Origin of the sequence: Hyphomicrobium sp. (assembly GCF_020852195.1) — a bacterium.
GTDB lineage: Bacteria > Pseudomonadota > Alphaproteobacteria > Rhizobiales > Hyphomicrobiaceae > Hyphomicrobium_C.
In genome coordinates this window covers 1-17,244 of sequence record NZ_JADZBI010000188.1, presented here as the reverse complement: position 1 = coordinate 17,244, position 17,244 = coordinate 1, and the positions used below count along the sequence as shown (strand labels likewise).

At 66.5% G+C, this 17,244-nt stretch carries 13 protein-coding genes; 5 read left to right on the top strand and 8 right to left on the bottom strand.

All coding sequences use genetic code 11. The annotated features are described in order from the left end of the window. Positions 1–11: 11 nt before the first annotated feature. From IT540_RS16165 to IT540_RS16140, 6 genes are all read right to left on the bottom strand, one after another. On the bottom strand, positions 12–1,547 hold the full coding sequence (locus IT540_RS16165) for a Ppx/GppA phosphatase family protein (protein ID WP_291180220.1): 1,536 nt from the start codon (positions 1,545–1,547) through the stop codon (positions 12–14). Positions 1,548–2,096: 549 nt separating this feature from the next. Further along, complete coding sequence (locus tag IT540_RS16160; RefSeq protein ID WP_291180381.1) at positions 2,097–4,286, bottom strand: RNA degradosome polyphosphate kinase; 2,190 nt, start codon at positions 4,284–4,286, stop codon at positions 2,097–2,099. A 66-nt stretch (positions 4,287–4,352) separates the two neighbouring features. After that, positions 4,353–5,087 carry a DnaA/Hda family protein gene (locus IT540_RS16155; protein ID WP_291180217.1) on the bottom strand — a complete coding sequence of 245 codons (735 nt, stop codon included), beginning with the start codon at positions 5,085–5,087 and terminating at the stop codon, positions 4,353–4,355. Continuing rightward, positions 5,084–6,178 (bottom strand): AI-2E family transporter, encoded by a 1,095-nt coding sequence (locus tag IT540_RS16150; protein WP_291180215.1) that lies wholly within the window; start codon positions 6,176–6,178, stop codon positions 5,084–5,086. Before IT540_RS16150 ends, IT540_RS16155 begins: the two co-directional genes overlap by 4 nt. A 53-nt stretch (positions 6,179–6,231) precedes the next feature. Beyond that, on the bottom strand, positions 6,232–6,762 hold the full coding sequence (locus tag IT540_RS16145; protein ID WP_291180378.1) for a CDP-alcohol phosphatidyltransferase family protein: 531 nt from the start codon (positions 6,760–6,762) through the stop codon (positions 6,232–6,234). 143 nt (positions 6,763–6,905) lie between these two features. Next, positions 6,906–8,009 (bottom strand): DUF2066 domain-containing protein, encoded by a 1,104-nt coding sequence (locus IT540_RS16140; RefSeq protein WP_291180212.1) that lies wholly within the window; start codon positions 8,007–8,009, stop codon positions 6,906–6,908. Positions 8,010–8,153: 144 nt separating this feature from the next. On the opposite strand from IT540_RS16140, the gene purM reads away from it, so the two are divergent. Beyond that, entirely contained in the window at positions 8,154–9,284 is a 1,131-nt protein-coding gene (purM, locus tag IT540_RS16135) for a phosphoribosylformylglycinamidine cyclo-ligase (RefSeq protein WP_291180209.1), read from the top strand. A 12-nt stretch (positions 9,285–9,296) separates the two neighbouring features. Here the strand turns inward: purM and IT540_RS16130 are convergent, their stop codons facing one another. After that, positions 9,297–10,868 (bottom strand): glucan biosynthesis protein G, encoded by a 1,572-nt coding sequence (locus tag IT540_RS16130; RefSeq protein ID WP_291180206.1) that lies wholly within the window; start codon positions 10,866–10,868, stop codon positions 9,297–9,299. Positions 10,869–11,269: 401 nt separating this feature from the next. On the opposite strand from IT540_RS16130, the gene purN reads away from it, so the two are divergent. Then, the gene (gene purN / locus IT540_RS16125) at positions 11,270–11,956 is read left to right on the top strand and encodes a phosphoribosylglycinamide formyltransferase (protein WP_291180203.1); all 687 of its coding nucleotides are present in this window, start codon (positions 11,270–11,272) and stop codon (positions 11,954–11,956) included. Positions 11,957–12,301: 345 nt separating this feature from the next. Continuing rightward, a complete protein-coding gene (locus tag IT540_RS16120; RefSeq protein ID WP_291180200.1) occupies positions 12,302–13,666 on the top strand; it encodes a cytochrome P450 in 1,365 nt (454 codons plus the stop codon). Between the two features lie 82 nt (positions 13,667–13,748). Here the strand turns inward: IT540_RS16120 and ndk are convergent, their stop codons facing one another. Then, positions 13,749–14,171, bottom strand: coding sequence for a nucleoside-diphosphate kinase (ndk, locus tag IT540_RS16115; RefSeq protein ID WP_291180375.1), 423 nt, complete (start codon positions 14,169–14,171; stop codon positions 13,749–13,751). A gap of 378 nt (positions 14,172–14,549) precedes the next feature. Here ndk and IT540_RS16110 point away from each other — a divergent pair, with 378 nt between their 5' ends. Both IT540_RS16110 and IT540_RS16105 read left to right on the top strand, forming a co-directional pair. Beyond that, positions 14,550–16,001, top strand: coding sequence for a DUF4339 domain-containing protein (locus IT540_RS16110; protein ID WP_291180197.1), 1,452 nt, complete (start codon positions 14,550–14,552; stop codon positions 15,999–16,001). Positions 16,002–16,192: 191 nt separating this feature from the next. Further along, positions 16,193–17,244 (top strand): ABC-F family ATP-binding cassette domain-containing protein (locus tag IT540_RS16105; RefSeq protein WP_291180194.1); only part of this gene is annotated, 1,052 nt, incomplete at its 3' end.

Sequence of the window (17,244 nt, the reverse complement as noted above, 5' to 3'; positions counted from 1 at the left end):
GCTCATACGCCTCAGGTCGCCAGTCGGATTTCCGCCTCGCGCGCAAGCAGCTCCGCGAGCATCCCGAAACGCCGTCTGAGCCGCTCCCCGTCGAGGGCCACGTAGGCTCTGGGAATGCTGAGCACGAGCTTGGTCCCCTCGTAGGAAAGCCGCGTCTCGTCGATGACCCCCGGCATGCCGATCGAGAGCATATGGGCCGCGCGGATGGCCGCGCCGATAATGCGGGCCCGCTTCTGCGCCCGCTTGCTGACCACGAGCTTGAGGCGGGCCGAGAAATCGTCGCCCTTCCCGTCGTCGGCGCCCGCATGGCGATAGTAGACCGCAAGCGCGAGAAAAATGCGCCCGGGATGGTCGATCCCGGACAGCCCGGCATGCGCGACGACGTTAAGGCTCTGCTCCCCGCGGTAGTCGGGGTGAGCCCGCCAGCCGATATCCGAGAGCAGACAGGCGGCATACCTGAGGCGTCGTTCCTCGTCCGTCTCCTTGGGTCCGTTTCCATCGAACAGGGCGTCCGTCCACGTGCACAATTCCCGCGCATGAACGACGGACCGCGATCGCTGGCGCGCGTAGTCCTCGCAGAAGCAGAGCAGGGGGTCTTTCGCCTGCTCATGGGGCGGCATCAGGCTGAACAGCAGCCCCTCGCGGATGCCGAAAACCGAGAACACGACCTCGGACGGCGCCAGCGCCTCGAGCACGCGCTCGAGCACGAGCGCGCCGTAGGGCACCACATCGCGCCGCGCGCGCGCCACGTCGTCCATGCCCGGCAACGCCGAGATCTTCTTGGCCCGTCGCACGAACTGGCAGAACTCGATCGCCTCCCGCGTCGGGATCACGTAGCCGTGCATGACGCGCAGCGGGTAGTTGGTCTGCTCCATATGCAGCTTCGCGAGCGCGCGCCATGTACCGCCCACAGCGTAGAATGGACGCCCCCGCCCGTTGGTGAGCCAGTTGACCTGCGCCACCGCGTCGTCAACGACCGGCAGCGCACGGTCGATCTTGTTGCCCGTCTGGTCGATGAGACGCAGCCCGCCGAGCGGCAGTGTGGCCGCGTCGTTGAGGCGGTCCTTGTAGATGTCGATCAGCTCGAGGCTGCCGCCGCCGAGATCGCCCGCCAGACCGTCCGCACCCATGAACCCCATCCGGATCCCGTAGGCGGCGAGTTGGGCCTCCTTGGCGCCGGAGAGCACCTCGATGCGGGTGCCGACCACCTTCTCGGCCCTCTGGATGAAGCCCCGCCCGTCCTCGGCCTCGCGCACCGCCGCCGTCGCCAGCACGCGTAGGTTCTTGACCTTGAGGATGCGTGCAATGGCCCGGAAGCGGCGCAACGCCTCGAGCGCCCGCTCGACGCTCTCCTCGCCGAGGTGGCCCGTCGAGGCAACCGCCTTGCCGAGGCCGGCCAGCACCTTCTCGTTGAAGATCGGCAGCGCGGCCCTGACCGCGCCCTCGTACACGACGAGCCGCACCGAGTTGGACCCGATGTCGATCACGCCGAGGGGCTCAAGCTCCGTTGCTTTAGCGCGCCCGCCGAACACCTGCGTCAAGCTCACCGCGACCTGCCTGGAAATGCGCGTTTCCGCTGGGAAACAAGGAAAGGTGAATCACGCTCTGAATCATGCATTTAGGGCGCAATCCGCGCGACACCCTGATAGGGTCTGGCAAGGCCCGGGTCTAGTGCGACTATCAAGAAATCCGCTATCAGTTGCGGGCAGGCACCGAACCGGCCTCGGATCGGAACCGCACAAACAAACCACTGATTTACCGATTCTTTTTTTACGCGACCGCCCTGACAGCGAGCTGTGTAATCGCACGCTCTAGGCCGCATGGACACTTGGGATTGCCAGGTCACAAGCCCGTCCGGGATAGGTTCAGTGTCCGGCATCCGACGTTGGGCAAGCGGAAACTTGCGTGGATCCCGACCTACGTCGGGATGACGTTGTGAGGGGGCAGGCGGCACCCACACAACAGACGTCATCCCGACGTAGGTCGGGATCCACGCAAGTTTCCACGATCGCTATGCCAGCAGGATCCTCGTGCGACGAAGCAACGTGCTTGGAATGATGCAACAAGCCCTGTGGCCGGACAACTGTCCACACGGCCTAGTCTTTCTGCACGAAGTCGAACCGCGGCGGAAAATGTTCCTTGAGCGCCTGGCCGCGTCCCGAGAGCGACGGGTTAGTCATGAAGTAGCTGTGCGCGTTGAACGGCGCCTCGCCGGCGGCGGGCGCGATGCGCGACGACGACCCGTCCCCTTTGATCTCCCAGCTCTGCTGGTTGTCCTTGAGGTTCGCCACCATGATCTGGTCGAGCACCTGCTCTTGAACGGTGGCGTTCTTGATCGGCACCATCGCCTCCACGCGCCGGTCGAGGTTGCGGGGCATCATGTCGGCGGAGCTGATGTACACGGCGGCCTTCGGCGACGGCAGACCCTCCCCCTCGCCGAAGCAGTAGATGCGCGCGTGCTCGAGGAAACGCCCGATGATGCTCTTGACGCGAATGTTCTCCGATAGCCCCGGAACGCCGGGCCTCAAGCAGCACACGCCGCGCACCACGAGGTCGACCTCGACGCCGGCCTGACTGGCCTCGTAGAGCGCGTCGATGATCTGCCCATCAACTAGCGAGTTCATCTTCATCCAGATGGCGCCGGGACGACCGGCCTTCACGTGTGCGATCTCACGCTGGATGTGGTCGAGGATGCGCCGGCGAATGCCGTGCGGGCTCGCGGCCATGCTCTCGAGCTCGGCCGGCTCGCCGTATCCGGTGACGAAGTTCAGGATCCGCGTCACGTCGCGCGCAATGGAGGGATCCGTCGTGAACAGCGAGAGATCCGTATAGATGCGCGCCGTCTGCACGTGATAGTTGCCGGTGCCGATGTGGCAGTAGGTGACGAGGTCGGAGCCCTCGCGCCGCACGATCTGGCCGAGCTTGGCGTGCGTCTTGAGCTCGATGAACCCGTAGACGACGTGCACGCCGACCTTTTCGAGGTCGCGCGCCCAGCGGATGTTGGCCGCCTCGTCGAAGCGGGCCTTCAGCTCCACGACGGCCGTCACCGACTTTCCGGCCTCCACCGCCTCCTTGAGCGCCTGCACGATCGGGCTGTCGCGCCCGGTGCGGTAGAGCGTCCACTTGATGGCCATGACGTTCGGGTCCGCCACCGCCTGGCGCAGGAACTGCACCACCACATCGAAGCTCTCGTAGGGATGGTGGACGATGATGTCCTTCTTGCTGATGGCTGCGAAGCAATCACCGTTGAACTCGCGGATACGCTCCGGGAAACGTGGATTGTAGACCTTGAACACGAGGTCCGGCCGGTCGGCGACGATGAGCTGCGCCGTGTCTGCGAGGCCGAGCAGCCCTTCCTTGAGGAACACCGACTCCTCGCCCACCTCGAGCTCGTCGATCACAAATTTCTGCAGTCGGTCGGGCATGCGGGCATCGAGCTCGAGCCGGATCACGTGGCCGCGGCGCCGGCGCTTCAAGAGCGTCTCGAACGAGCGCACCAGATCCTCGGCTTCCTCCTGCAGCTCGACGTCGCTGTCGCGCAGCACCCGGAACGCGCCCTGGCTCTTGACGTCGAAGCCCGGAAACAGCTCCGAGATGAAGAGGCCGATCAGCCCCTCGAGCTGAATAAAGCGCAGCACGCCGTTCTTGGCCGCGTCGTCCCCGCGCAGCCGGATGAAGCGCTCGAGCTGGGCCGGAATGGGAATGAGCCCGCTCATGGCCTTGGCGTCGCTCTTCCTCTGCATCCACACGACCATGGTCAGGCCGAGGTTGGGGATGAACGGGAACGGGTGCGCCGGATCGACGGCGATCGGCGTCAGGATCGGGAACACGTGGCTCATGAACATCTGCCCGAGCCAGGTCTTCTCCGGCTTGGTGAGCTTGTCCGGATCGACAATCTCGATGCCGGCCGCAGCCATGTCGGCCTTGATCTCGTTCCAGCAGGTCTGCTTCTCGGCCACCAGCTTGGCAGCGAAACGGTTGATCTCGGCGAGCTGCTGCTTGGGCGTGAACCCGTCCTGCGACGGCGTCGTGACGCCGGCCGCGATCTGGCCGTAGATGCCGGCCGCGCGCACCATGTAGAACTCGTCGAGGTTCGACGCCGAGATCGAGAGGAACCGCAGCCGCTCCAGCACCGGATGCTGCTTGTTCTGCGCCTCCTCGAGCACACGCCGATTGAACTGCAGCCAGGAGAGCTCGCGGTTGTAGAAGCGCTCGGGTCCATCGGGCACGGGCGTCACGGGGGCCGCGCGCACGTCCGTCTTGAGCTTACCTTTTGCCGAGGCCATGTCGTTTGTCCTGAAATCGGTCCGTTCCATGAATGGCCGTCTTTATTGCAACATCATTGTGACAGTTTAGCCTGCGTCCCCGTCGTTCACATCCGGCGGATCGTCGTCCCCGTTCTCAGCCACGCTGGCGAGCGCAGCGGCGGCCACCGCGCGCGTCACCTTGCGCTGCATGGCGAGCGAAAGCCGGTCGCATGCCGCCACCACGCCGAGCGCCATGTCCATCGACCGGTCCATGTGCAGCGCGAGGTAGCTCACCACGTGCGGCTCGACCGCGAGCTGCCGGTCCGAGAACAGCTTCACCAGCACGGAGCGCATGAGCGCTTCGTCCGGTGTCTCGATCCTGACCGGCGGAATGGCGCGGAGCCGCGACCTGAGATCCGGCAACGCGATCTCGATCTCGCCGGGCGCCGCCCGCGACGTGAGCAGGATCGAGCCCCGCGTCTCGCGCGCGAGGTTGAGGAGGTGGAACAGCACCTGCTCGCTGCCGACGCCTCTGTCGATATCCTCCACCACGAGCGCACGCCGCGCCTCGAATACGCCGACGGCCGTCTCGTCGAGCTTGGCCGCCGCAACAAGCTCGGCGCCTGAGCGGAGCCGCCACACGTTGGCGAGGTGGCTCTTGCCGGAGCCGGCCGGTCCGACGACCAGCGCGGCCGGATGCGGCCAGTCCGGCCATCCGTCGACAAGCTCCACCGCCGCCGCGTTGGAGCGGCTGACCAGGAAGTCCTCCGCCTCCTGCGCCTGACGATGCGACAGCGAGAGGACGAGTTGCTCGGGCTCGGCTTTGGTACGAAGCGTCATGGCTGCGTCCCGGGCGAGGTCACGGCGGAAGGCGCACCCTGGTACACCGGGCTCTTGAGATAGACGTCGAGCGCGAAGCGGATCACGACGCCGAGCGCCGCGGCAAGCGGCACCGCGACCAGCGTCCCCACGATTCCGAACAGGTAGCTGAACACGAACAGCGCGAAGATGAGCCACACCGGATGCAGCCCGATCTTCGATCCCACGATGGTCGGACTGAGAAAGCCGGCATCGATCGCCTGGGCAGCCAGGAACACCCCGATCACGAGCAGGATCGGCACCATCTCCGGCCAGAACTGGATCACGGCCACGGCGGTCGCGGTGATGAAGCCCAGCGCCCAGCCGACGAACGGCACAAACGCCATGAGCCCCGTCGCGAGGCCGATCAAAAGCCCGTAGTTGAGCCCGATAAGCGACAGCGCCACGGCATAGTAGGCGCCGAGAATGAGGCACACCGTGCCCTGGCCGCGCACGAAGGCGGCGACCGCATCGTTCATGTCGGACGCGAGCGTGCGGATCGAGGCTGCATGTCCCCTTGGCAGCCATCCGTCGACCTTTTCCAGCATCGGGTGCCAATCGATCAGCAGATAGAAGACGACGAGCGGCGTCACGAGCAGCAGCGCCAGGAAGTTCACGATGGCAAGGCTCCGGCTCCAGATCGAGGTCGCAGCCCAGCCGGCGAGGCTCGCCCAGTTCTGCGTCAAGGCGTCGGAGGCCTTGTCGATCTGCCCGTTGAGCCCGTTGCTGAAGCCGGGACCGAGTCGCTCCCGCGCCCAGGTCTCGACCACCTCGCGGATGCGCGCGATTTCGCCCGGCAGCGCCGCCGCGAGATCCTGCGCCTGCGTGAGGATCACGGGTACCACCAGCACCAGCCCCGCGATGACGAGCACCGCCAGCGTCGCCACGATCAGAAGCGAGGCAACAATGCGGTTGAGGCCCAGCGCCACGAGGCGGTCCGCAAGCGGGCTCAGAAAATAGGCGATGGCGATTCCGGCAATGAAGGGCAGCAGGATCTCCTTGAGAACCGCGATTGTGAGGATGAGCAGCGCGGCCGCCGTCACCCAGAACAATACCTGCCGCTCCGCGCGCATCCTCGTCTCCGATCGGCCGACGGCGGCCCAGATGCCGCCGCCAGCGGGGACTTTTACCCAGACATGTGGCGAAGCCAAGCGCGCAGATACGCCGCAAGCGAGGCAATGGTGAGCACGCCCACAATCCACACCAGGGCGATGCGCAGGCCCTCGAGGCCGAGCTTGAATCCGTCGTCGGCGAGCACGGTCGCCGCGAGCACGATCTGCGCCAGCGTATTGGCCTTGCTGACGATGAGCGGCCGGATGCGCACCGGCTGGTCGAGCAGCCAGGAGAGCATGACGCCGAGCACGATCAGGATATCGCGCGAGACCACCGCGATCACGAGCCACGAAGGCAGCGCGCCCATGACGCCGAGCGCCACGAAGATGGAGACGATGAGCAGCTTGTCGGCCAGCGGGTCGAGGTAGGCGCCGAGCTCAGTGGAAAGCCCGAAACGCTTGGCGATGAACCCGTCCACAGCGTCCGAGATACCGGCCAGCACGAACGCGAAGAAGGCAAGCTGAGTCTGCCCCGAGACGAGGAGCCAGAACACGACGGGCACCAGAATGACCCGTCCGAGCGTGATGAGGTTCGGGATATTCAAGTGCGGGGGGCCCGAAACGCGAAAAACGACCATAGTGCAGTGTATCCCGGCCCGTTTGGCGGCGAATAGATCATTTTACGGCGAAACCCGGACGTGGGGCTTTGATCTAGAACAGTTTTTTGTGGCTGCAAGCGCCCGTATGGTTAGTAGCCCGAGCGCAGGGTCCAGAACCCTCCGCCATCGCTCAGCACGAGCCCCCGCTGGGCAAAGGCCGCCGCGAGCCCCTGCGCGCCGCCGGGATAGCGCACCGAGACCTCCGCCGAGCGCGCCGACACGGCACCGATGCGCACGTCGTCGATCCCCGGCATGTCCAGGATCTGGCCGCGCAGATCGTTCCATTCCCCGAGGCTCGAGAACTCGACGGCGCGGTGCACCTCGCCTCCTCCGCCGGCGAACCCGCCGCCACCGCCCTGGCCCTCCTCGGCCTTGGCGACCTTCCAGCGGCCCTCGAGCACACCCTGCGTGACGACGGCGGCAAGCTCCATCGCGTATCCAACGTCGCCGTCCGCGATCCGGTAGGCGCGCCGCCACGAGACGAGGCCGGCAGGATCGATGCCGGCCAGCGTGACGTTGAGCGTCCCGCCCGCTTTGTCGACCTCCGCGACGGCGAGTAGCACGAAATCGGCCTTGTATTCGCCGGTCAGGATCCGCTCCACGGCATCATCACCGTTGAGCGCGGCGACGACGGCGTCCTGGTGGATGACGGGCAGCAGCGGCTCGATCCTGAGCGGCGTCAGCGTGTTGTCGAGGTCGAGGCCCTTCCAGACCTGCGCCCACGGTCCGCTTGCCGCACTGTAGCGGACGGCGCCCTCTGCACCTTCCGCCGTCACCGGCACCAGAACCATGCGCGGCGCCTGCTCCTCCACGAACGGCACCCCCTCGCGATGGAGAAGATCGCGCACGGCGTCGGGCTGGAACGAAAAATCGAGGCTCGCGATGTACTGCGTGCGCGAGTTGGTCTCCGAGCGCACGGCCACACCGTCGATGAAGTTGGCGGCCCGCACCGACTTCAGGTGATCGAGGCGGTTGTAGGCCGTCACCGGCACGAGGCGCTTGAGCAGCGCACCGAGCGCCGCCTGCTGGCCGTCGGCGTGGGCCTTCTCCTTGGCCGCCACCGCGTCCTTCGCGGTCGCCTCCACCGGATAGTTGGCAACCGTATAGACCTTGCCGCCGGCAGCCACGGCGACACCAGACAGAGCCAGCACCCCGGCGAGCACGAGCGGCAGAATGAGGGGTCGAGCGGTCAAGTTCACCTTCCAGCGCATTTCATACCGGGCCACGCCCTTGTCCGTTGCCGACCCGCGTTCGAGCTGGTAGGAGGCCCCATCTCCGGTGCACATTCGGGCGAAAGTAGGATCGACCCCAACCTGCGCCGGCAGCTCCGAGGACCTATGAGCCAGAAAGCGGACGGTTCAGCCAAGCCCATCACCTATCGTGAGTCCGGCGTAGACATAGACGCCGGAAACGCGCTCGTCGAGGCGATCAAGGGCGTCGCGCGGTCGACGCAGCGCGCAGGCGCCGACGCCGACCTCGGCGGCTTCGGCGGCCTTTTCGATCTGAAGCGCGCCGGCTTCCGCGACCCGGTGCTCGTCGCCGCCAACGACGGCGTGGGCACCAAGCTCCGCATCGCCATCGACACCGGCCGCCACGCGACCATCGGCATCGACCTTGTCGCCATGTGCGTCAACGACCTCGTCGTGCAGGGCGCCGAGCCGCTGTTCTTCCTCGACTATTTTGCCGTCGGCAAGCTTGATGTGGCGACCGCCACCGCCGTCGTCTCAGGGATAGGCGAGGGCTGCCGGCAGGCCGGCTGCGCCCTGATCGGCGGCGAGACGGCCGAGATGCCGGGCCACTATCAGGGCGCCGACTACGACCTTGCGGGCTTTGCGGTCGGCGCCGTCGAGCGCGGCGAGATCCTGCCGCGCCCGGACGTCACAATCGGCGATCTCATTATCGGGCTCCCGTCCTCCGGCGTGCATTCCAACGGCTATTCGCTCGTGCGGCGCCTCGCCGCCGAGGAGAAGCTGGGCTGGGACGCGCCGGCCCCCTTCGCGCCCGAGACGACGCTCGCCGAGGCCCTGCTGACGCCGACCCGCATCTACGTGAAGCCGGTGCTGGCGGCGCTGGAAGCAGCCGGCGGCGCCACCGACGGGCCGATCAAGGCGCTCGCCCACATCACGGGCGGCGGTCTGTCGGAGAACCTGCCGCGGGTGCTGCCGCCGACCGTCGCCGCCACCGTCGACCTCACGAGCTGGCGCGCGCAGCCCGTGTTCGACTGGCTCGCAAAGGTCGGCCGCCTGCCTGACGCCGAGATGCTGCGCACCTTCAACTGCGGCATCGGCATGGTCGCCGTCGTCGCCAGGGACGGCGCCGACGGCCTCGTGCGCCTTCTGCAGGAGTGGGGCGAAGCCCCGGTCGTCATCGGCGAGATCACGCCACCATCCGGCGAGCGCAGCTCCGCCAAAGGCAAGGGCGACGCTTGGGCAGTGACCTACGAAGGCGCGCTGAAGTTCGGAGCGTAGCGTCCTCCCTCGTCAGGCACACCAGCGGTAGAGCCAGGTCTCGGACATCGGCTCTCCTTGTGCGCTGAGCGCGAGCCGCATCTCGACAACGCGCTCCTGTCCGGGATCGAGCTCGAACACGACACGCGTGCCGGGCAGATGCGGATTGGGCTGGACGTACGGCCCGCGCAACGTCCCGGCACTGGCCGTGAGGTCCGCCTCGAAGAACGCTGTCGGCGACGCATCGCGCAGGATCGTGGCACTGTCGGCGAGCCGCTCCAGCGCGCGGTTGTCCGCGAAGTCGACGACGAAACGGATCGCGCCCGGACCCGAGCCCGCGCCGACGCGGGTGTCGCGAACACGCATGCGGCTCGAGGCAGGCACGTCGTCGCACCATGCGAGCCGATAGGAGAAGCTGTAGCTGCCGCCCGCGCGCAGCGGCGCGTCGGGGCGCCAGTAGGCGACGATATTGTCCTCGTACTCGACATCGGTCGGGATCTCGACCAGCTCGACCGAGCCCGCGCCCCAGCCTTCTCCCGGAGTGACCCATGCGCTCGGCCGAAGCTCGGAGAAGGCCTCGAGGTCTTGGTAGTCGTCGAAGCGCCGCTCGCGCTGGATGAGGCCGAATCCGCGCGGATTGTGGTCGACGAACGCGCTCACCTGGAACGTGGACGGGCTAAGCAGCGGACGCCACAGCCGCTCATCGCGCCCGTTCCAGACCGCGAGCCCGTCCGAATCGTGCACCGAGGGACGGAAATCGAGCGGACCGTGCGGATCGTGCGCCGCCTTGAGGAACATGCTGGTCAAGGGCGCGATGCCGACGTTGGTGAGATCACGCCGGGGAAAGAGCACGGACGTGATGTCCATGAGTGTCTCGCGGCCGGGCCGGATCACGAACGTGTAGGCGCCGGTGACGGACGGACTGTCGAGCAGCGCATGCACCGTTATGGACTGTGGCGTGTCGGGACGCTCGATCCAGAAGCTCCGGAAGAACGGAAACTCCTCCGCCTCCGCGCCCGCTGTATGAAGCGCAAGTCCGCGCGCCGACAGACCATAGCGATGGTCCTTGCCGAGCCCACGGAAGTAGCTGGCGCCCTGGAACACCAGGAACTCGTCGTGGTGGTCGCGCCTGTTGATCGGCGCATGGATGCGGAAGCCCGAGAAATCGATCTGGGCCCCGCGCGGAATCCGTCCCTTGTACGGACCGAAGTCGAAGAACGACGCGTTGGGCTTGAGCCGCCGGCTGCGCCCGCGCTCGACCAGGAAGATCGAAACCGGCGAGCGGAAGATGTAGGCCGCCGGAAAGAGCTGAATCTCGAAGCCCAGGTCCTCGTTGTGCCAGAGCGCCTTCTCCGAGCGGAACCGCAACTCGCGATATTGGTCATAGTCGAGGTCCTGAAGCGCACCGGGAGCACGCTCGGCCGGCGCCGCGAACCGGCGCCGCGAAAGCTCGCGTGCAAGTTCCCGCACGCGTGCGGCGGTCTGATTGCCGGATGACGACGCCTGATCGGGGCCCGAGAACGGAACGGCCGCGCGCACCGTCTCTGGAGCCCGCATCAGCGCAAGCGCGGAAAGCCCGGAGGTCAAGAACGTGCGACGCTTCATTGCTTCTCCCGCCTTCGAAAGGGCAATGCGGTGTAGGTGCTTCTCCAAGGTAAGAACGATCGCGCTATGGCTTCGCCGGCCTGAAGCGCCTTACGCAGCTCTGGTGATAAGCAGGATTTGCGCCACGACCTGAACAGCAGATGAAAACGGCGGGCGTTCCCCATCGTAAAGGTCGCGAATGCGGACTCCTCGGCGGCAACATGCGCCGCCCCGACAAGACCTTTGACAACAACAAAGACTCGCGTCGCGTGCCTTGAGCTGCCCAACACACGGGCAAAGCGGCGCGCGCAGACGCACCTCAAAAAGCCTGCAGCAAGGAAGCAGCCGGCACCGCAAGGCGTCGGGCTCGCATTTCAACGATCGCGTGCAACGCCGCCTCGCGCCATGCTATGCACCGCGCCATGATCCAAGCTCGAAAGAAGCGCGTCGCCGTCCTCATCTCTGGCCGCGGCTCCAACATGCAGGCGCTTGTCGAGGCCGCGCGCGCGCCGGATTATCCGGCCGAGATCGCGCTCGTGGTCTCGAACCGTCCCGAGGCTCCGGGTCTCGCCTGGGCCAAGGCACAGGGGCTGGCGACACTCGCCCTCAACCACAAGCTCTACGAAAGCCGCGAGCACTTCGAAGGCCAGCTCCAGAGCGTTCTCGAGCTCTCCCGCATAGACTTGGTCGCCCTTGCGGGATTCCTCCGCCTCATGACCGCACCCTTCGTCGAGCGCTGGCAGGGCCGCATGATCAACATCCACCCCTCGCTGCTGCCCGCATTCAAGGGACTGCACACGCACGAGCAGGCACTCGCCGCCGGCGTCAGGATTTCAGGTTGCACAGTCCACTTCGTCACCCCCGAGATGGACGGCGGCCCCATCATCGCCCAGGCGGCCGTGCCCGTGCTGCCGGACGACACGCCGGAAACGCTGGCCGATCGGGTGCTCGCGGCTGAGCATAAGCTCTATCCCACGGCCCTGGCCCGGGTTGCGCGCGATCAAGCCGCGTGGACCGGGGACGTGGTAAGCGTGCAACTTGTTGAGAATGCTGGGGTTAACCAAGAGCAAGCGCTCTTCTCGCCCTGGCCCCCGCGTGCCGGGTACTGAACTTCCCGGGGCAGCGATTGGTTGACTCTAAACGTCGCTGAGCGACGCTGCCGCATGGACAGTCGAAAAATCGAGGCCGTAGACTGCGTTATTCAAACCTCGCCAACAGTAACCGCCGGAACACCAAGGTCTCGGTGCCCGCGTGCTAGAGTAAGTCACAGAACGTAGGGCGGCATACCGGCAAGAGCCCGCTCATGAAAGAAGCGGCGCGCCGGAGAGGCGCCCGTAGCCGAGTGAAGCGCCCTCGTACACGTATTCACGGGCCCGCCGAGATCGCCTTCGCACGGCATTCCGTATGAATCGGGACCGGTAGGCCTAACCGGATCACCCCGGAGACACTATTGCATGACCGCAGAATCGACTGAGCAACATTCCAACCTCGGCCTCGGCGACGAGAGCAGCATCTGGTTCAACCTTTCGCCGCTGCTCAAGGACCCGGACAACCCGATGCGCCTGCTCATGCAAATGGCGGAGCGCTACGGGCCGGTGATTCCCGTCAACATGGCCAACCAGCGCGTCGTGCTGGTCACGGAGCCCGAGTACTTCAAGCACGTGCTCGTGACCAAGGTCGACAACTACATCAAGTATTTCGACGGGCTGAAGCCGATCTTCGGCAAGTCCATGATCACGCACGACGGCGCGCTCTGGCAGAAGATCCGCATGCCGCAGCAGCCGGCGTTCCATCCGGGCGCGTTCGGCGACTACATCCCCTACTTCATCGAGGCCATCAAGACCAAGATGGCCAACTGGGGCGAGCTGGCCAGGAGCGGCGAGACCTTCGAGATGGTCGAGCAGACCTGGACGCTGGCCGCGGACATGATCTGCAAGGCGCTCTTCGACCGCGACATGCCGTTCAATCCGCACTTCGTGTTCAAGTGCGTGAAGACCTATACGGACGTGTCGAACCATAAGGACATCCGGCTGAAGCGCCAGGCCGACGCCCTGTTCGAGGTCGGCGAAGAGGATACCGCCAAGGCCGTCGAGGCGTGGTGGAGCGTGCCGCCCGCCGTGTTCGCGGCGGACCCGCGCGAGGAGCGCGAGAAGACGCTGTTGAAGATGATCGAGTCCGCGGTCGCGGACCCGAAGATTCCGGAATTCGACCAGCAGCAGGCCATCGACGAGATCAAGCAGTATCTCTGGGCCGGCACCGAGACCACGGCGCTGACGCTGGCCTGGGCTATGTACCTGACCGCCACGCATCCCGAGGCCGCCGAGCGCATCCGCCGCGAGGGCGAGACCGTGTGCGGCGACCGCGAGCCGACGGCGGCCGACTACTCGGCGCTGCAGTACACCCGCTCCGTCATCCAGGAGACCATGCGCCTCTACCCTCCGGTGTGGAGCCTGATCCGCGTCGCTACCCAGCCCGACGTCATCGCCGGCAAGGAGATCCAGCCTGGCGACCGCATCGTGCTGTTCGGCTACGGTGCCCACCACAATCCGAAGTTCTGGAAGGACCCGGAGGCGTTCATGCCCGAGCGCTGGATGGACAAGTCGCACAAGCAGGTGAAGTACAGCTACATCCCGTTCGGGGCCGGCAAGCGCTCCTGCATTGGCGGCGCCATGAGCCAGGTGGAGAACACGCTGGCACTGTCGATCCTCCTGCGCCGCTTCCGCCCCGAGTACGTGGGCCTCGAGCCGCCGGGTATCAACGCGACCGTGACGCTGACGCCGCGAGGCGGCCTGCTCTTCCGCGTCCAGGAGCTCAGCTGATCTACGCCGTCAGAAATCCTGATCATACAAAAACGGGCCCCAGCGGGGCCCGTTTGCTTTCGTGGTGTGACCGTGCGCAGCCTCAGCCGACGATCTCCTTGGCCGTGAAGTTGAGCTTGATCTCGCGGGCAGCCGACTTCGAGCTGTCCGAGCCGTGCACCGAGTTCTCGCCCTTGGAGAGCGCGAACCTCTTGCGGATGGTCCCGCGCTTGGCTTCCGACGGGTCCGTCGCGCCCATGATCTCGCGATACTTGATCACCGCGTCCTCGCCCTCGAGCACCTGCAGCACGATCGGCTCCGACGTCATGAAGGAGACCAGCTCCTTGAAGAACGGCCGCTCCTTGTGCTCGGCGTAGAACTCCTGAGCCTGCGCTTTGGTCCATTTGACGCGCTTCTGCGCGACGATGCGCAGCCCAGCCTTCTCGATCACGGCGTTGATCTCGCCCGTGAGATTGCGCTTCGTCGCATCCGGTTTGATGATTGAGAATGTGCGCTCTATGGCCATCATATTGCTCTCTTGGTTCCCCGTTTCCTTGGAATTTGCCGGCGGCGGAGCGCCTTATAGGCCGCTCACGGGCACGCCAGAAGGCGGCGCCTTAACGCAGCCCTCGGGTCTGGCCCGCAAACTGCAAGAAATGCCCTGTAAAAGCCCGGATTCAATGTTGATCAGACCTCGAAGTGCGCAAATTGCATGGCACCCTGCCCGGTGTCCATGACCAACGAAGCATTTTCACCGGGCCGCAAAGGCATTCTGTGGATGGGGATCCGCGACGAGCGCGGACCGGGGAATGGGGACACGACCAAGGGGGATCGTCTTGCGACAAGCGGTTCAAGGCAAAGTGAAGACTTGGACCGGCTTTCTCACTTCATGGTATGAGCGGGTATGAGCGGTTCAGAGACAGACATTCAGTGGTTCATCGCCCGGGACGGTAAACAGCACGGCCCCGTGTCGGACCTCGAGCTCAAGAAGATCGTCGAGCTCGCCCATCTGAAACCGACCGACCTCGTTTGGCGCCAGGGCTTCACCGACTGGCGCGTCGCCGCCTCCGTTGTCCCGGAGATCGCGCCGGCGCCGGCACCCTCTCCTGCACAGGAGCCGTCGCCGCCAGCCGCCACGGCACCCGCATCTGCAGCCCCGAAGCCAGCCGCCGCGCCGCAGGCGACCGCCTCCAACGCGCCCGCGCCCCAGTCGCATGCTCCGTATACGCCGGGACCGTCGCGGCAGGAGAGCTGGCGACCCCAGGGCGAGACGACGCGTCCCGATCAGATGGCTACGCGCCCGCTCGGCAACCCGCCGCTGCGCACGGCCGGCCCTTTTCCCGCTGGCGGAGCTAGGCCCGGACCAGGACCCGGACCGGGACCAGGTCCGACAGCCGGCCCCTCGCCTGCGCTGCGCGCCACCACCGACAGCCGCAAGCCCTCCGAGATGACCGCGCCGCTGCGCGACCCCGCGCCGCCGGCTCCCTCGCGCGGCCGCAGGCTTGCCCTCGTGGCAACCGGCCTCGTTGCGATGGCCGGCGCCGGCTTCTGGCTCAGCAGCCAGTACACCGACCAGATCCTGAGCTTCATCCAGACGCAGAGCGGCGCTCCGGTGCAGACGGGAACCACGACGGCCAACCTCGTGCCGTCCGGAGAGCCATCCCCCGCGGCTCCGGCCGCGGCCGCCCCAGCCGTGCCGACGACCGATGAGATCGACCGCAAGCTGCAGAACCGGACCATGTGGGTGGCCGTCAAGCAGGAGTTCCCCGACTGGTATCAGGCGCGGGTTGCCGAGGTTGCGCGCCTCTCCGCCGCGCGCAAGGAGCAGCCGGAGATCACGCGTTATCTCATCGAGGAGCTTGTCGCCCTGCGTCGCGAGAATGCCAAGCACGCGCTCGCCGCCTCGACCGTCCGCCACAAGGAGCTGGCGGCCGCCTTTCTCGCCAACTTGAACCAGCTGTCCCAGGAAAGCGGCGACGGCTGCTACGATTTCATCTCCAAGGGCGAGAGTAGCCCGACCATCGTCGCGCGCCTCGACGACCCGGCCAAGAGCGCGGAGATCGAGGCCCAGGTGGTGGCCATCGTCAGCGCCATCGTCGAGGGCCGTAAGCAGCCCTCCGAGCACGCCGCACCGGTGAAGACAGACTACGACGTCCTCGCCGGCGAGCTGGGCCGCCTCGGCTGGACCCAGGCGGACATGCAGCTCTTCGCCAACCCCAAGGCGCTGGCCCAGGCGCCTCGCGCGCGCGTCTGCAACATGCTGAAGGACTGGTTCACGGCCCACCTCGCCATCCAGGACCCCAACACGCAGGAGCGCCTGCTGTTCGAGACCCTGAAGCCCGTCATCTCCGGCTAACGCACCCGTATCGCCCCTGGGTCCGGCTCTCCCGCAGGCTACGCCTGCGCTCGGCCGGGATGACAACGGCGCACAGCTCTCAGCGTGTCATCCCAGCCAAGCGGCGAAGCCGCGCAGAGCCGGGACCCAGGGCCACTTGCTTCACCGCCCGCGTGACAAGCTGAGCCCGAGCGGCTATTCGCCTGCGAGCCATGTTGCACATCAACGACCTCACCTACCGCATCGAAGGCAGGCCGATCCTCGAGGACGCGACCGCCGCCATCCCCGAAGGGCACAAGGTCGGCCTCGTCGGCCGCAACGGCGCCGGCAAGTCGACGCTTCTGAAGCTGATCGCCGGCGACCTCCACGCCGACCAGGGGAGCATCACGGTGCCGCGCGGCGCCCGCATCGGCCGCATCGCGCAGGAGGCACCCGGTGGCGAGGAAAGCCTGATCGAATGGGTGCTCTCGACCGACACCGAGCGCGCGGACCTGCTCGCCGAGGCCGAGACGGCGACCGACCCGCACCGCATCGCCGAGATCCAGATCCGCCTCGCCGACATGCGTGCCCACGCCGCTCCGGCGCGCGCCGCAAGCATCCTCGCGGGCCTCGGCTTCGACGAGGAGGCCCAGCAGCGCCCCTGCCGCGCCTTCTCGGGCGGCTGGCGCATGCGCGTCGCGCTCGGCGCCGTGCTCTTTCTCGAGCCCGATATCCTGCTCCTCGACGAGCCGACCAACTACCTCGACCTCGAGGGCACGCTCTGGCTCGAAAGCTACCTCAAGAGCTATCCTCACACGGTCCTGATCGTGAGCCACGACCGCGACCTCCTGAACCGCGCGGCGGGCGCCATCCTGCACCTCGACCGCGGCAAGCTCACGCTCTACACGGGCGGCTACGACGACTTCGAGGAGACACGCCGCGCCAGGCAGCGCCTTGAGCTCAAGCTCAAGAAGAAGCAGGACGACGAGCGCCGGCGCATCCAGGCCTTCATCGACCGCTTCAAGGCCAAGGCAACCAAGGCCAAGCAGGCGCAGAGCCGCGTCAAGTACCTGGCCAAGATGCAGCCCATCGCCGACCAGGTGGAGGACCGCGTGGCCCCCTTCGCGCTGCCAAGCCCCGATAAGCCGCTCGCGAGCCCGCTGATCCGCATCGAGAAGGCTGCCTCCGGATATGACCCAACGCATCCCATCCTGACCGGCCTCGACCTGCGCATAGATCAGGACGACCGCATCGCGCTGCTCGGCGCCAACGGCAACGGCAAGTC

Bases quoted from the DNA above. Each gene is read 5' to 3' on its own strand.
- IT540_RS16160 (WP_291180381.1), bottom strand. From the start codon at position 4,286: ATGGCCTCGGCAAAAGGTAAGCTCAAGACGGACGTGCGCGCGGCCCCC.
- IT540_RS16150 (WP_291180215.1), bottom strand. From the start codon at position 6,178: ATGCGCGCGGAGCGGCAGGTATTGTTCTGGGTGACGGCGGCCGCGCTG.
- ndk (WP_291180375.1), bottom strand. From the start codon at position 14,171: ATGGCCATAGAGCGCACATTCTCAATCATCAAACCGGATGCGACGAAG.
- IT540_RS16120 (WP_291180200.1), top strand. From the start codon at position 12,302: ATGACCGCAGAATCGACTGAGCAACATTCCAACCTCGGCCTCGGCGAC.
- purN (WP_291180203.1), top strand. From the start codon at position 11,270: ATGATCCAAGCTCGAAAGAAGCGCGTCGCCGTCCTCATCTCTGGCCGC.
- IT540_RS16155 (WP_291180217.1), bottom strand. From the start codon at position 5,087: ATGACGCTTCGTACCAAAGCCGAGCCCGAGCAACTCGTCCTCTCGCTG.
- purM (WP_291180209.1), top strand. From the start codon at position 8,154: ATGAGCCAGAAAGCGGACGGTTCAGCCAAGCCCATCACCTATCGTGAG.
- IT540_RS16130 (WP_291180206.1), bottom strand. From the start codon at position 10,868: ATGAAGCGTCGCACGTTCTTGACCTCCGGGCTTTCCGCGCTTGCGCTG.
- IT540_RS16110 (WP_291180197.1), top strand. From the start codon at position 14,550: ATGAGCGGTTCAGAGACAGACATTCAGTGGTTCATCGCCCGGGACGGT.